Here is a 13,606-nt window from a genome sequence, read left to right as displayed (position 1 = left end):
TTTTTTAACGTGCTTTTAAAACCATGTTCTTGCGTTTAGCTACACAAGTCAAACGATTGCTTTCAGCAATCATTCGCCTTGTTAGGCTAGTGCTCGGAATATACCTGGTTTGAATGCACTCATTTAGTTTGCGTATTCACTTAAGTATTCCCAGCGGGTCATTTTTTCGTCTAGTTGTTGGTTAAGTTGATCCATTTGGGCCTGCCACTCTGCTAATTTACCATAGTCCGCGCCGTTTGCGTTCATTTCTGCTTTGATGGTTTCAATCTGTTCGTCCAATTGTTCCATGTCGGCTTCGATGTGTTCGTATTCCTTTTGTTCGGCGTATGTTAATTTCTGCTTGGTCTTTGCAACTGGTGCTTCTTCAACCGATGCTGTCGCTGCTTTAGGCGCTGACTTAGTTGGTGTTGCTTTTTGTTTTGCCAAGTAATCGCTGAACAGGCCAACTTCGGTGCTAATCTTGCCGGCCCCTTCAAAAATCAAGAGTTTGTCGGCAACTTGATCGAGGAAGTAACGGTCATGCGAAACTGTGATCACAGTCCCGTTAAAGTTTTCCAAGTAATTTTCCAGAATCGTCAACGTGCCAATATCTAAATCGTTAGTTGGTTCATCCAGTAATAAGACGTTTGGTTGTTGCATCAAAATTTTCAACAAGTACAAGCGGCGTTTTTCACCACCAGAAAGTTTGCCAATCAATGTGCCGTGCATTTGACGGCTGAATAGGAATTGTTCTAACAATTGTGTGACACTGATCCGGTCCCCATTTTTACCAATGACTTCTTCGCCGGCTTCTTGCAAGTATGCAATCACTCGTTTGTTAGGATCTAAGTCTTCATTTTGTTGCGTATAGTAGCCGAGGTTGACGGTTTCGCCGACAATTAACTCGCCACTATCAAGTGGGAGGCGTTCAGCCAACACGTTTAACAGTGATGATTTACCGGCCCCGTTGACGCCACTAATCCCAATCCGATCATTCGCTTGAACTAGAATACTAAAGTCATCCAAAATCTGACGATCGCCGAGTTTTAAACTGGCGTTCTTTAATTCGAGTACTTTTTTACCTAACCGCGATTGCCCCATCTGAATATCGACTTCCGAATCGTCTGGTCCAGTGGTTAAATTCGCCTTTAAGTCATTGAAGCGATTAATCCGCGCTTGTTGCTTGGTTGTTCGTGCCTTAGCACCCGCGCGCATCCACGTTAATTCTTGCTTGTAGAGTTGTTGTTGCTTATGGGCAGCTTGTTGTTCACGTTCCAAGCGATTAGCTTTTTGGGTTAAAAATTGTTCATAGTTACCGTCATATGAATAGAGTTGACCACCGTCGAGTTCAAAAATTTGGTTCGCAACACGATCCAAGAAGTAGCGATCATGCGTGACAATTAAAAGCGCGCCTTGATATTGTGCTAAGCGTTTTTCAAGCCATTCAATGGAATCAAAATCCAAGTGGTTCGTTGGTTCGTCCAAAATCAATAAGTCTGGGCTTTCAATTAAGGCTTGTGCCAACCCAACCCGTTTTTGTTGGCCCCCAGATAATGTATTAATCGGTTGATCCAAATCCGTTAGATGTAATTGCGTCAAAATCGTCTTGATATCCGTATCAACCGTCCAAGCATCTTGTTGCGTCATTTGCGCATCAGCTTGTTCGTATTGCGTCTGTAACTTCGGATTAGTGGGATCTTGCGTATATGCCGCCAAGACGCGTTCATAGTTTTGAATCGTCTTGAAAACCGGATTATCGCCGGCAAAAATCGCCGCCATAATACTTAAGTTCGTATCAAAGCTTGGTTTCTGGGCTAAATAACTCATCGCGTATTGGTTAGGCGTTTCAACCTGCCCGCTATCGTATGAATCCGTGCCGGTAATCGCGTTGAGTAACGTCGTTTTCCCGGTCCCATTAATGCCGACTAAACCAATGCGGTCCCCTTCACGGATTAAAAATGAAATGTCTTCAAAAAGCGTTTTTTCGCCGTAAGTCTTCGTTAAATGCGTTGCTGTCAATGTTTGCAATATAGTCACCTTTTTACTTTCGTTACCACCAATCATAGCGAATAATCAGACGACTGACAATCAAAATGACAAAAAGAATGTCGTAAACTGTAAACAAATAAAAAACCCCCTGACAACGATCAATATTGTCAGGAGCTAACGTTTAAATTTCAGGGTACATATCTGCAATTGTGTGTTCTGCATCAATTACAATGTACAACCGACCATTTTTTTGTGAGATTTGGCTACTTTGATAAATATTATCTAAGCCACTATTATCTTTATTCTTGAATGGGAAATAAATTTGCATTGGTGCGCGATCTTGATCATCTTCAAAGATTAAATCGAGTTTTTCGATGTCTTGATACTTCGTTGCACGACCGAACATCCCCATTTCAAGAGAACCGGTGTTGATATCTTCGGACTTCACATGATCCGCTTCAGGTAAGATTTCGGCTTTGAAACTCTTGCAAGGGTGAATCTCTTGCATTGGGCCACCATTAATGCGACCATAACTGGTGGTAACACGGCTAATCCAAATATCATTTAATTCTTTGTGGCTGACGGTCCAAGCGTCACCATTTCTAAAATAAAATTTCAATTCCTTAAAAACATGTTGTGTCATCAATTGTCACCCTTTCTGAATGTGCTTACATGGTTATTTTAACACACCTTCTGAGGGAATGGCTTAGTTTTGTGCAGCCGATTGCAATAATTGGGCTTGATCGTTTGGTAATTGATCTAACACCACGGCTTTTTCGAGTTGCGCCAACATTTTTCCTAGTTGCGGACCAGGTTGATACCCATTTTGCATTAAGACTTGTCCATTGATGGCAAGTTCCGCCTTTTGCTTGATTTGCAGTGCCGCATACTTTGCTTGCCACTGATCAACTGCGACTGATTCACTGGTCATTAATTGGGCAACAATTAACGTGATGTCTAATACATGTTGCCCCGCTTGATAAAGGGCCCACTGATCGGCTGATTGGTCTAGAATGGCTGGCAATAATCCCAAACCTGCTTTAACCGCATCGATCACATCGTTAGCACTCTTCCAGCGTTTCAATAATTTGCCGGCGGCGGCGGGGGTTTTACCCAATAATGCATTGACTAGTAGCCAAGCCGTATCTTCATCATGAATCTGTTGCGCTGGTAATGCCGCTAATTTGGTCAGTCCCGCTGCTTCAGTCGCGAATGCTGGACAATATCGATACAACCCGGTTTTTAAAAAGGTTTGTAACCCATTTTGCCGCTGAATCCCTTGCAGCAACTTCACAAATTCGACATGAATGCGTTCCACCGCAATTTTCGTTAATAGTTCAGCATGTTTGGCAATCGCAGTTTGTGTTTCTGGTGTAACTGCAAAGCCGAGTTGACTTTCAAAACGGACGGCACGCATCATACGGAGTGCATCTTCCTGGAAACGTTCGTCGGCTTTGCCCACCGCTCTGATTTGTTGCGCTTTTAGATCGGTCAGGCCATCGAATAAATCAATAATCTCACCATCAGCGCGCATCGCAAGCGCATTAATCGTGAAATCCCGCCGTTGTAAATCTTCGGCTAACGACCGCACAAACGTCACTGAATCAGGCCGTCTAAAATCTTGATAGCCACTTTCCGTTCTAAAAGTGGTCACTTCATAGCCAGTCCCATGATCAAGAATCATCACAGTCCCGTGCTGGATTCCGGTATCGACCGTTCGTTTAAAAATTTGCTTCACTTCTGCTGGATACGCCGACGTTGCGATATCAACGTCGTGAATCGGCAAGCCTAATAAATAATCGCGGACACTGCCGCCGACGAAATAGGCTTCAAAACCCGCCGCTTCAATTTGTTTTAAGATTGGTAGGGCCGCTTCAAATTCCGGCGCAAAGGTGGTTACTTTCATGGCTATCCCTCTTATCTAACAATTAACTGTTTCTGATGCTATTTATCATACCACAATCAAGGGCCCCACTTCAGCCACCAAAGTGGTTCCAACTGTTTTTAACCCCCATTCCGTGCTATATTTGAGTTATGTAAAGGGGGCGTTGACATGACGAAACAACATACTTGGCAAACGACTAGTCGTGATTTAGCGGTGATTGCGCTGGGCTGTGCGATCTACGCGTTTGGGCTAGTGACCATCAACATTCAAAATCACCTGGCTGAAGGTGGCTTAACCGGGATTACCTTGATTTTACGGTATTGGTTGCATATCGACCCGGCGTATTCAACGGCTTTGTTAAATATCCCGCTAATTATTCTAGGCTATCGTTACCTCGGTAAACGCGCACTCGCCTACACGATTTACGGAACGGCGATGATGTCCGTTTTTCTATGGATTTGGCAACGTGTCCCCATCACAATTGATTTAAACCACGATATTTTAATCGCCGCTATTCTAGCCGGTTTATGTGGTGGCTTCGGCAGTGGGATTATCTACCGCTTCGGTGGCACAACTGGTGGCACCGACGTCATTGCCCGCATTATCGAAAAAGAAAAAGGGATGCCAATGGGCCGCTCCCTCCTTCTTTTTGACGTCGTAGTCTTAACACTCTCACTCAGTTACCTCGATATCGAACATATGATGTATACCTTAATTGCGTCTTACGTCTTCTCCCGGATTGTGAACTTCACACTCGAGGGTGCTTACGCCGCCAAAGGGCTACTCGTAATCAGTGACCACGCGCAAGCAATTGCCGATGACATTCTGGCCGATATGGAACGCGGCGTGACGTTTCTACAGGCCACAGGCGCTTATGCCCATCAAGACCGACCAATGCTGTACTGTGTCGTCAGTCCAAGTGAAATCGCCTATCTTAAACGGTTGATTAACCAACATGACCCGCACGCATTCGTTTCCATTATTGATGTGCACGAAGCACTCGGGGAAGGCTTTACGTACGACTAATCAATAAAAACGCCAGCGATTAATCGCTGGCGTTTTTAAGTGTCTTTATGATAATTCCTGTCCCTCAGTTAACTCAATTTCTTTTTCAACTTCTTCAACCGTCACAAAATATTTTTGATTGCGCAGAACAAAGAAAATCCCAATTAAAATCATTAAGCTCGCAAAATAAAAAGTCCAATGCGCTGACCATTTCTCAGCGATTTTACCAGCAACAAATGGTGCGATTGCCCCGCCAGTAAAGCGAATGAAGCTATATGCCGATGATGCAACACTGCGCTCAATCGAATCATTTTCCATCGCAACCGTCGTTAACAACGTATTCACCAAGCCTTGGAAGAAACCAGCAATGATGACGCCAAAGGCCACTAAGGCTGGTTGATCTGCATAAATACCGATCACCATTAAGCAGATCAAGAAAAAGCTTAACCCAAACAACAACGTCACAAGGGTATTCGTTTTTTGTTCCATCCGTGGTGCAATGAAAACCGATGCAATGGCTAACATCACGCCCCACCCGAAAAAGACAAAACCAACTTGCAATTCAGTTAACCCAACTAATAAGAATGGTGCATACGCTAAAATCGTGAAAAACCCGAAATTATACAATAATGCAATAATCCCGATTGAACGTAAACGATGATTTTTTAACGCGACAGCCCCTGCAAAAAAAGGCGCCTTTTTAGCAGGTTTAGCAATCGGTTCTAATGAAACCATGATGGTCAACGCCGCAATAAACATCAAAATGGCGACACCATAAACGGAAAACGCCATGAAAGACTCCCTAAGACGCCACCCACAAGTGGTCCAACGGCCATCCCAATTCCTAAAGATCCTTCGTATAACATAATCGCTTGTTCCGTTTTTTCAGGCATCACACTGACAATCGCAGTCAAAGCGGTTGATAGGAACAAGGCGTTCCCAAAGCCCCAACCGGCCCGTAGCGAAATTAATTGCGTAATGGTCTGTGAACGACCAGCTAACGCCGCAAATAAAACAATAATGATCAAACCAATACTAATCGTTTTTTTCGCACCAATTCTAGTGGAAATAAACCCTGTAAATAGCATAATAATCCCTGTGACCAACATATAACTCGTAAATAGTAAGGTCGTTTGCGCTGGTGTGGCATTTAATTTAACCGCAATCGTTTTTAAAATGGGATCAACTAAACCAATCCCCATAAATGCAACCATACGGTAGATTGTAAAATTAATCCGAACGCTGTTCGGACAAAAAAGATCAGCTTCCTTTAAAATGGTGTTTACCACAAACCCATCTTTTAGGAGCTGATCTTTTGTCTAGTATAACCTATTCCGAACGAATTAAAATTGAAACCTTTTGTGAACTAGGACTGTCCAATATCCAAATGGGCGTTCGGCTGAACCGATCACCGTCAACAATTTCTTATGAATTATCTCGATGTCAACCTTATCAGGCTGAATTAGCACAAACAGATGCCGAATACAAGCGATCACGATGTGGTCGGAAAACTAAGCTGAGCGATGAGTTAAAGCAAAAAATTCTCAACCATTTACGTCTAAGCTGGTCACCAGGAATGATTGCTCACGAATTTAAACTAGCTACTAAATCTATTTATAATTGGCTAAATCAGGGGAGAATTGGTTTCTCCTTGAATGATCTACCTTAACATGGCGTACGCCAACGGCGTAACGTTGATCAACGATCCAAATATAATCAATCTTTGGGGCGATCAATTGAACAGCGTCCCCTGATGATTAATCAACGTAATCGCATCGGCGATTTTGAACTAGATACAGTCGTTGGTCCTCGTGGGCATAGTAAGGCAGTTTTATTAACTTTAATCGATCGAAAATCACGGTTCTTTTGGGCATACCGGTTAAAAGATCGGACGACAGCGACTGTTAATGAAGCACTAACTAAGTTCCTAACCACTTTTAATGGTCCGGTGCACAGCTTTACTGTAAACCGTGGCACTGAGTTTAGTGGGCTAGTATCACTTGAATCACAATATGGTATTAAGACCTATTACTGCCATGCTTATACGCCAGCTGAACGTGGTAGTAATGAACGCTTTAATCGGAATTTACGTTATTTTTATTCTAAAGGGACTCGTTTTGAGCACATTAGTGCTCAAGATTTAACGACGACGTTACTCCAAATTAACCAGCGACCGCTTAAAATACTCGACTGGCAAACACCGTATTAGGTTATGCTGACAAATTTGTCCAAAAATTCGGATTAAATTTGCAATCTACCGGGTAAAGACTGAATCAAGTTGTATTGTTGAAAAATAAAGCCAATCGTCTGTCTGCGAAAAGCCGCTAGTTGATTGGATTTCAATTGATACGGATTAATCCCCGCAATTGCCACAGTGCCGCCTGTAGGTCGCGTAATCCCTGAAATACAATACAACAACGTACTCTTACCAGACCCAGAAGGCCCAACAATACTGACCAACTCCCCTTTTTGCACCGTAAACGAAATATTTTTCAATAAGGTTGTCGTCTGGTCAGACTGCCCAATTGACACCACTTGTGTTAGTTGGTCAACCGAAAGTATTGTGTTTGTCATCCTAAAAACCTCCCCAAATAAATCCTGTTCCCGATTCCTCTTCAATGTACCACTTTCATCTGGGGAAGAAACGCGACTAAAGACGCAAAAAAACGCCCGACTAAAGTAATAGTCGGGCGTTTTTTTGCATTATTGCATGGCTTGGTAATCGTCATAGAGAGTTTGCATCTCTAAATCGTTTGGCACGAGCTTCAAATATTGTTTGAGGGCCGCTAACATTTCTGGGACCTGTGCCATTTCTTGGAAGAATAAAATTAAATCGTGTAGGAAGTCCGAGTTATCTTTCAAGTCAGGATAAGCTAACAGATAATTTTCGCGCGCTTGGTCAACATCATCCACCGCCATCTGTGATTGCGCCAATGACCAATATAAATCAGCCGTTGGTTTATGATTTTCAATCGCATCTTGTAAGAAAGCAATGTTTTCGGCATGGCGGCCTTGACGGCGATAAACTTGGCTCAAGGCACTAATTTCGCCCATATTATCAGGATCAATCTTGAGGGCCTCGTTTAGCATCTGTTCAGCAACCTCGTTATTACCTAATTGAAGCGCTAGATCGCTCCCCTTTTGATAGAGGACCTCGTTGTAGGCATCGTACCCAATTCCGGTCTGAACGGTCGTTAAGGCGTCTTCTAATTGATTCTGAGCCTCTTGAGCTGCTGCCAAGTAAGTATATAGTGACGTATATTGTGGATCAGTCGTCTGTAACTTGGTTAAGATTTCAATTGCTTTTTGATAATCCTTAATTTGTAAGTACAAAAAGCCCATCTGGAATTGATCGTCTTCTGTTAGAAATTCTGGCGTCAACCCTTCGTAAATCTGCAAAGCTTCTTCAAAAGCCCCACTGCTGGCATAACTAGTTGCCAACCGCTTTTGAATATTCACCTGTCCCAGTTCAACAACGTCTTGGTCGATGAGCGTCTCATAGTAATTGGCGGCCTTCACATATTCACCCATTTCAAAGTACAATTCAGCTAATGCGAATTGCATGACGGGTTCATCTGGATATAAGCGCAACGCCGTCAATAATTTTTGTTCACTAACTTCTGGTAAGCCCATTGTTTGATAGACATCAGCTGCCGTCAGCAGACTTTCGGCGTACGCATTGGATTCTGGCGTAATATCTGCCAACAAGTTCAAGGCGTCGTCGTATTGGCCATTGCTGACCGCAATATCTGCCAGTGTTGTTCTGATTTGATCTTCTTCAGGAAATTGGGCCAACAATTGTTGGTAAATTGTCGTTGCTTGTTCCAAAAAACCCATCGCATATAACTCTTCAGCTAAGCTGTAGAGCGTATCGGGTTCATCAGCAACTAAGGCTTGTTGGAAGTAAGTCTGTGCTTGTTCTAAATTATTATCTTCTAATGCTGTAAGCATTTGTTCTGAATTCGTCATTTAACCACCCTTTTTCGATTGTTCCATTTTAACATATTCGGATTAATTGCCAATAAAAAAAGACTGGGAAAAATCCCAGCCTATAAATTGAATTCTTATTTAACAGAATCCTTTAATGCTTTACCTGGCTTGAATGCAGGTACTTTGCTTGCAGGAATCTTAATTTCTGCACCAGTTTGTGGGTTACGGCCCTTACGAGCTGCACGTTCACGTACTTCAAAAGTACCAAAGCCGATTAGTTGAACTTTGTCACCTTTTTTCAAAGTGTCTTGGATTGAACCAAATACTGCATCAACTGCAGCAGTTGCATCCTTCTTAGTTAAACCAGTCTTTGATGCTACGCCTTCGATCAATTGTGCTTTGTTTGCCATGTTTTTCACCTCCTGCTCATCACAGATAATCAGTAATTAATTACCGAAACCATTTTTGAGTGGTCAAAAATGACGAAACAATGATTTGATCACCATTTCATTTTTTAATTTATCACACAAACCTAGTGATAGCAAGGAATTTCGCTAAAAAATAGCATTCTGAGCAAATTAGTTAATCATATTAGCGGATTTTTGAAAAAACAGCTTATTTTCGTTGACGAGGGATCAAATGGATTGGTGTACCAGTAAAGTCAAAGGTTTTCCGTAATTGATTCTTCAAGAAACGTTGATATGAGAAATGAAGCAAGTTAACATCGTTTACGAAGACCACAAATGTAGGCGGTTGAACCGCTACTTGTGTCATGTAATAAATGCGCAATCGTTTCCCATTAATAGCTGGAGTTGGTGTCACCGTTGTTGCATCCATCAAGACTTCGTTTAAGAGTGCTGATTGGATGCGCCGGTTTTGGTTTTCACTCACTTGTTCAATCATCGCTGGCAAGTTTTGCAAGCGAACGCCGGTCTTAGCCGATACAAAGATGATTGGCGCATAGTCTAAGTATTGGAATTGATCGCGCACGTGATTTTCGAACTCTTTCATCGTGTGGTTGTCTTTTTTAAGTGTATCCCACTTATTAACCACGATGATAATCCCACGACCAGCTTCATGTGCGTAGCCAGCCACTTTCTTATCTTGTTCACGAATACCTTCTTCAGCATTCAAAACGACTAATACGACGTCTGAACGGTCAATCGCACGTAATGCACGCATTACGGCGTATTTTTCAGTATTTTCGTAGACCTTACCCCGTTTACGGATCCCGGCAGTATCAATCATGGTAAATTCTTGATTATCTTCAGCCGTGAACTTCGTATCGATGGCATCCCGCGTAGTCCCTTCAATTTGAGAGACAATTACCCGGTCTTCTTTTAACATCGCGTTCACAAGTGATGACTTCCCAACATTGGGACGGCCAATCAAACTAAACTTGATGCTATCGTCTTCTTCTTCGTCATCTTCAGCTGGGAACTTAGCAACGGCGGCATCTAAAAGATCACCTAACCCTTGACCATGAGCCCCTGAAACGGCGATGGGTTCGCCAAAGCCAAGACTATAGAAATCAAAAATATCTTGGCGTTGTTCTGGATTATCCGCCTTATTAACCCCAAGTAAGATCGGTTTGTCAGCGCGGTATAAAATTTGTGCAACTCGCTCATCCGCATCAGTAACCCCTTCTCGTGCACTCACTAAGAAGATAATCACGTCTGCTTCATCAATTGCAATTTCTGCTTGTTGTTTAATCTGTTCCATAAATGGTGCGTCACTAATTTCAATCCCACCGGTATCGATTAGGCTAAATTCATGCCCTAACCATTCACTTGTGGTATAAATGCGATCACGCGTAACCCCTGGCGTATCTTCAACAATCGAGATCCGCTCACCGGCAATGCGATTAAAAATCGTCGATTTACCGACATTAGGTCGACCAACAATGGCGATAACTGGTTTTGTCATTGTATTCATTCCCTTCGTTGTTCAGTGTACCCTGTCTGAGCCAAACTGACAAGGTCACTCCGACAAAGTCCGCTGAACTTCCGCTTCCTCTGCGTCGTACTAATCAATCACCGACATAAACGTAGGGTCTGAGACAAAACCTAGTTTTGTCCCAGACCCTACCTTTTTGCATATGACTTTTAAAAAAATTATTTATCGTCTAATGTTTTACCAAGCATGTCGCCGATACTGAAACCTGTTTCTTCTTCTGGCATCACATAGTCAGAAGGCGCCACATCTTCGTGTTCTGAATCCTTAGCACCAGCAGGTTTTTCTTGCAATGCTTTGATTGATAAACCTAAACGTTGTTGTTCAGGATCAACTGATAAGACCTTGACTTGAACCGTTTGGCCTTCTTCTAACACATCGTTTGGTGTGGCGATATGTTGATGTGAGATTTGTGAAATATGCACTAAACCTTCAACCCCAGGGAAGACTTCAACAAAGGCGCCAAATGTTGTTAAACGTTTAACGACCCCTTCTAAAGTGCTACCAACTGGTGCTTTATCAGCGATATCATCCCAAGGACCAGGTTGCGTATCTTTAATTGATAATGAGATCCGGCCTTTTTCTTGGTCTAAGCTCAAGACTTTCACTTGCACTTTTTGACCAACTTCTAAGACATCAGAAGGTTGGTTAATGTGATCATATGAAATTTCAGAAACGTGGACTAAGCCGTCAACGCCACCTAAATCGATGAATGCGCCAAAGTTTGTCAAACGAGCAACTTCACCTTCAACAACATCCCCAGGTAACATTTTTTCAAAAACTGCTTGTAACTTAGCTTGACGTTCTTGTTCCAATAATGCTTTACGTGAAAGAATTAAACGGTTTTCACTTGGTTCAATTTCAATAATTTGTAAGGTTAATTCTTGGCCTTTAAAGCTGCTTAAATCACGTACGAAACGATCAGAAATCATTGAAGCTGGTACGAAGCCACGGACACCAGCATCGACGACTAAGCCGCCTTTAACCACGTCGATGACTTTAGCTGTGATTGTTTCTTGATTAGCAAATTTTTGTTCAATTTCAGACCAAACTTTACGGGCTTCTAAGCGACGTTTAGATAATAAGTAGCTCCCGTTTTCTTTATCGTTACCGATTCTTGAAATGACCACTAAATCTAATTGGTCGCCTACTTTGGCAACGTCTGCGATGTCTTCAATAGGTTGACTTGATAATTCTTTTTGAGGCACAACCCCTTCAACACCAGTTCCTTCGATGCCGACAATCACTTGTCGATCTTCAATTGCTAAAACTTCACCTTTAACAACGTCCCCAATTTTGACTTCGTGGACACTGTCTAAAGCAGCTGCCATTGCATCGCTGCTTTGGGTGTTATTCAAATTAGCTTCACTCATAGCTAAAATCCTCCTTAACGACTATCTATACAGTTACTATTTTAGTTGATATCTATTCGGATTACCAGTTATTTTACCTCGTTCAAAGATAAAATTACATATTTTTCTTTACAATTGCTAATATTGTGTCGACCACCTCATCGATTGTTAACTGAGTTGTATCGATTTCAATGGCGTCGTCAGCTTTTTTTAAGGGTGAAATGGCCCGTGTACTATCTTTTTGATCACGTAATTCAATCTCTGCTTGTAGCGTTGCTAAAGGCGTCATAATCCCCTTAGCTGTATTTTCAGCATAACGGCGTTTAGCTCGTTCTTGGGCACTTGCCACCATAAAAATTTTAACCTTCGCAGCAGGTAACACCGTTGTTCCAATATCGCGTCCATCCATGACGACTTGACCTTGATCTGCAATCTGACGTTGCCGTGCAACCATCTCAGTGCGCACACCAGCTAAAGCTGATACTTGTGAGACATTATTCGTAATTTCAGGGGTTCGAATGGCTAATGTAATATCTTCACCATTCAAGAAGACTTTTTGCCCTGCTTGGTCAGGTTTAAATTGGATATCTGCTTCTTTTAAAGCTGCTAAAATTCCCGCTTCATCCCCGAAGTCTAACCCTAATTTCTGTGCTAACACGGTTGATGCGCGATACATAGCACCCGTATCAACGTATACGAACCCTAATTTAGTAGCCACAATTTTAGCGACCGTACTTTTACCAGATGATGCTGGTCCATCAATTGCAATTTGCATGTTCTGCCTCCTGAAAAAATCATTAAAAAAGGCTGGGAGTTTCCCCAGGCCTTTTGGTAGTACTTATTATTTAACTTTTAGAGCTGTGCCTGGTGCCACTTGTGAATTGGCTGTTAACCCAGGGTTTAATGCAAGTAGTTGATCGAGTGTTAAACCGTTATTAACCGCTGCGCGGTATAAACCTTCGCCGGCTTTCAACGTATAAGAACCACCCGTTGTTTCGCTTGAACTGCTACTTTCAGTTGTTGTTTCTTCGCTACTACTATTTTGAGCGTCTGCTTGAGCTTGGCTTTGACTATTAGCCTTTTCAGCTTCTTCTGCAGCTTGTTTGCTACTTTCAGCTGCTTGGCTTTCACTAGCCGCTTTTTCACTTTCAGCCTGTTTAGCTTTACTTTCGCTGGCCGCTTTGGTAGCACTTTCGCTAGCAGACTTCGCTTTTTTAGCTTCTTTCTTAGAAGCACTATCACTATCAGAAGTATTAACGACAATCTTACTAGACTCGACTGGGCGGTTAGCCCGGCTAGAATGAATCGTATAGGCAATAATCGGAAATGCAATCATTAAAACAAGCAATACACCTAGAATAATGGCAAAATATGTATTTCCTTTTTCCTTACTCTTGGAAGCAACACGCGATAAATTCCCGCGATCATCACGATCATCATCAAACTGGCTTTCCCAGGGTTTGTCTTCCGTCTGATTATCTAATTTTTTCTTATCATCTTTGAGCATTGACGG

The 13,606-nt window shown here is 42.4% G+C and carries 11 protein-coding genes and 2 pseudogenes; 2 read left to right on the top strand and 11 right to left on the bottom strand.

Going from position 1 to position 13,606, the window contains the following annotated elements; genetic code table 11:
* Positions 1 to 123: 123 nt before the first annotated feature.
* From ACF1X7_RS03430 to ACF1X7_RS03420, 3 genes are all read right to left on the bottom strand, one after another.
* Entirely contained in the window at positions 124 to 2,007 is a 1,884-nt protein-coding gene (locus ACF1X7_RS03430) for an ABC-F family ATP-binding cassette domain-containing protein (RefSeq protein ID WP_039099422.1), read from the bottom strand.
* A 142-nt stretch (positions 2,008 to 2,149) separates the two neighbouring features.
* Positions 2,150 to 2,611, bottom strand: coding sequence for a hypothetical protein (locus ACF1X7_RS03425; protein WP_004270303.1), 462 nt, complete (start codon positions 2,609 to 2,611; stop codon positions 2,150 to 2,152).
* A 63-nt stretch (positions 2,612 to 2,674) separates the two neighbouring features.
* A complete protein-coding gene (locus ACF1X7_RS03420) occupies positions 2,675 to 3,874 on the bottom strand; it encodes a CCA tRNA nucleotidyltransferase (RefSeq protein ID WP_411162428.1) in 1,200 nt (399 codons plus the stop codon).
* 147 nt (positions 3,875 to 4,021) lie between these two features.
* Here ACF1X7_RS03420 and ACF1X7_RS03415 point away from each other — a divergent pair, with 147 nt between their 5' ends.
* Positions 4,022 to 4,879, top strand: a complete 858-nt coding sequence (locus ACF1X7_RS03415; RefSeq protein ID WP_004270306.1) for a YitT family protein — start codon at positions 4,022 to 4,024, stop codon at positions 4,877 to 4,879.
* Between the two features lie 45 nt (positions 4,880 to 4,924).
* Here the strand turns inward: ACF1X7_RS03415 and ACF1X7_RS03410 are convergent.
* Positions 4,925 to 6,072: pseudogene (locus ACF1X7_RS03410) on the bottom strand (MFS transporter).
* 101 nt (positions 6,073 to 6,173) lie between these two features.
* Between ACF1X7_RS03410 and ACF1X7_RS03405 the strand changes: the two are divergent.
* Positions 6,174 to 7,067 (top strand): annotated as a pseudogene (locus ACF1X7_RS03405) (IS30 family transposase).
* A gap of 32 nt (positions 7,068 to 7,099) precedes the next feature.
* Here ACF1X7_RS03405 and ACF1X7_RS03400 read toward each other — a convergent pair.
* The 7 genes from ACF1X7_RS03400 to ACF1X7_RS03370 form a co-directional block, all read right to left on the bottom strand.
* Positions 7,100 to 7,432 carry an ATP-binding cassette domain-containing protein gene (locus ACF1X7_RS03400; RefSeq protein ID WP_235601713.1) on the bottom strand — a complete coding sequence of 111 codons (333 nt, stop codon included), beginning with the start codon at positions 7,430 to 7,432 and terminating at the stop codon, positions 7,100 to 7,102.
* Between the two features lie 129 nt (positions 7,433 to 7,561).
* On the bottom strand, positions 7,562 to 8,827 hold the full coding sequence (locus tag ACF1X7_RS03395; RefSeq protein ID WP_004270405.1) for a tetratricopeptide repeat protein: 1,266 nt from the start codon (positions 8,825 to 8,827) through the stop codon (positions 7,562 to 7,564).
* Between the two features lie 95 nt (positions 8,828 to 8,922).
* Positions 8,923 to 9,198: an HU family DNA-binding protein gene (locus tag ACF1X7_RS03390; protein WP_004270407.1), complete on the bottom strand. Its 276-nt coding sequence runs from the start codon at positions 9,196 to 9,198 to the stop codon at positions 8,923 to 8,925.
* A gap of 205 nt (positions 9,199 to 9,403) precedes the next feature.
* On the bottom strand, positions 9,404 to 10,714 hold the full coding sequence (der, locus tag ACF1X7_RS03385; protein ID WP_004270389.1) for a ribosome biogenesis GTPase Der: 1,311 nt from the start codon (positions 10,712 to 10,714) through the stop codon (positions 9,404 to 9,406).
* Positions 10,715 to 10,902: 188 nt separating this feature from the next.
* Positions 10,903 to 12,114: a 30S ribosomal protein S1 gene (gene rpsA / locus ACF1X7_RS03380; RefSeq protein WP_004270399.1), complete on the bottom strand. Its 1,212-nt coding sequence runs from the start codon at positions 12,112 to 12,114 to the stop codon at positions 10,903 to 10,905.
* Between the two features lie 94 nt (positions 12,115 to 12,208).
* Complete coding sequence (gene cmk / locus ACF1X7_RS03375; protein WP_004270391.1) at positions 12,209 to 12,868, bottom strand: (d)CMP kinase; 660 nt, start codon at positions 12,866 to 12,868, stop codon at positions 12,209 to 12,211.
* Between the two features lie 66 nt (positions 12,869 to 12,934).
* Positions 12,935 to 13,600, bottom strand: a complete 666-nt coding sequence (locus ACF1X7_RS03370; protein ID WP_039099373.1) for a LysM peptidoglycan-binding domain-containing protein — start codon at positions 13,598 to 13,600, stop codon at positions 12,935 to 12,937.
* Positions 13,601 to 13,606: the final 6 nt, after the last annotated feature.

It is taken from the genome of Latilactobacillus sp. VITA-14, assembly GCF_046580785.1.
Classification (GTDB): Bacteria; Bacillota; Bacilli; order Lactobacillales; family Lactobacillaceae; genus Latilactobacillus; species Latilactobacillus curvatus.
This window is presented reverse-complemented; position numbering and strand designations above follow the sequence as displayed.

Coding starts and splice junctions, on each gene's coding strand:
- ACF1X7_RS03425 (WP_004270303.1), bottom strand. CDS start 2,611: ATGACACAACATGTTTTTAAGGAATTGAAATTTTATTTTAGAAATGGT.
- ACF1X7_RS03420 (WP_411162428.1), bottom strand. CDS start 3,874: ATGAAAGTAACCACCTTTGCGCCGGAATTTGAAGCGGCCCTACCAATC.
- ACF1X7_RS03415 (WP_004270306.1), top strand. CDS start 4,022: ATGACGAAACAACATACTTGGCAAACGACTAGTCGTGATTTAGCGGTG.
- ACF1X7_RS03400 (WP_235601713.1), bottom strand. CDS start 7,432: ATGACAAACACAATACTTTCGGTTGACCAACTAACACAAGTGGTGTCA.
- ACF1X7_RS03395 (WP_004270405.1), bottom strand. CDS start 8,827: ATGACGAATTCAGAACAAATGCTTACAGCATTAGAAGATAATAATTTA.
- ACF1X7_RS03390 (WP_004270407.1), bottom strand. CDS start 9,198: ATGGCAAACAAAGCACAATTGATCGAAGGCGTAGCATCAAAGACTGGT.
- der (WP_004270389.1), bottom strand. CDS start 10,714: ATGACAAAACCAGTTATCGCCATTGTTGGTCGACCTAATGTCGGTAAA.
- rpsA (WP_004270399.1), bottom strand. CDS start 12,114: ATGAGTGAAGCTAATTTGAATAACACCCAAAGCAGCGATGCAATGGCA.
- cmk (WP_004270391.1), bottom strand. CDS start 12,868: ATGCAAATTGCAATTGATGGACCAGCATCATCTGGTAAAAGTACGGTC.
- ACF1X7_RS03370 (WP_039099373.1), bottom strand. CDS start 13,600: ATGCTCAAAGATGATAAGAAAAAATTAGATAATCAGACGGAAGACAAA.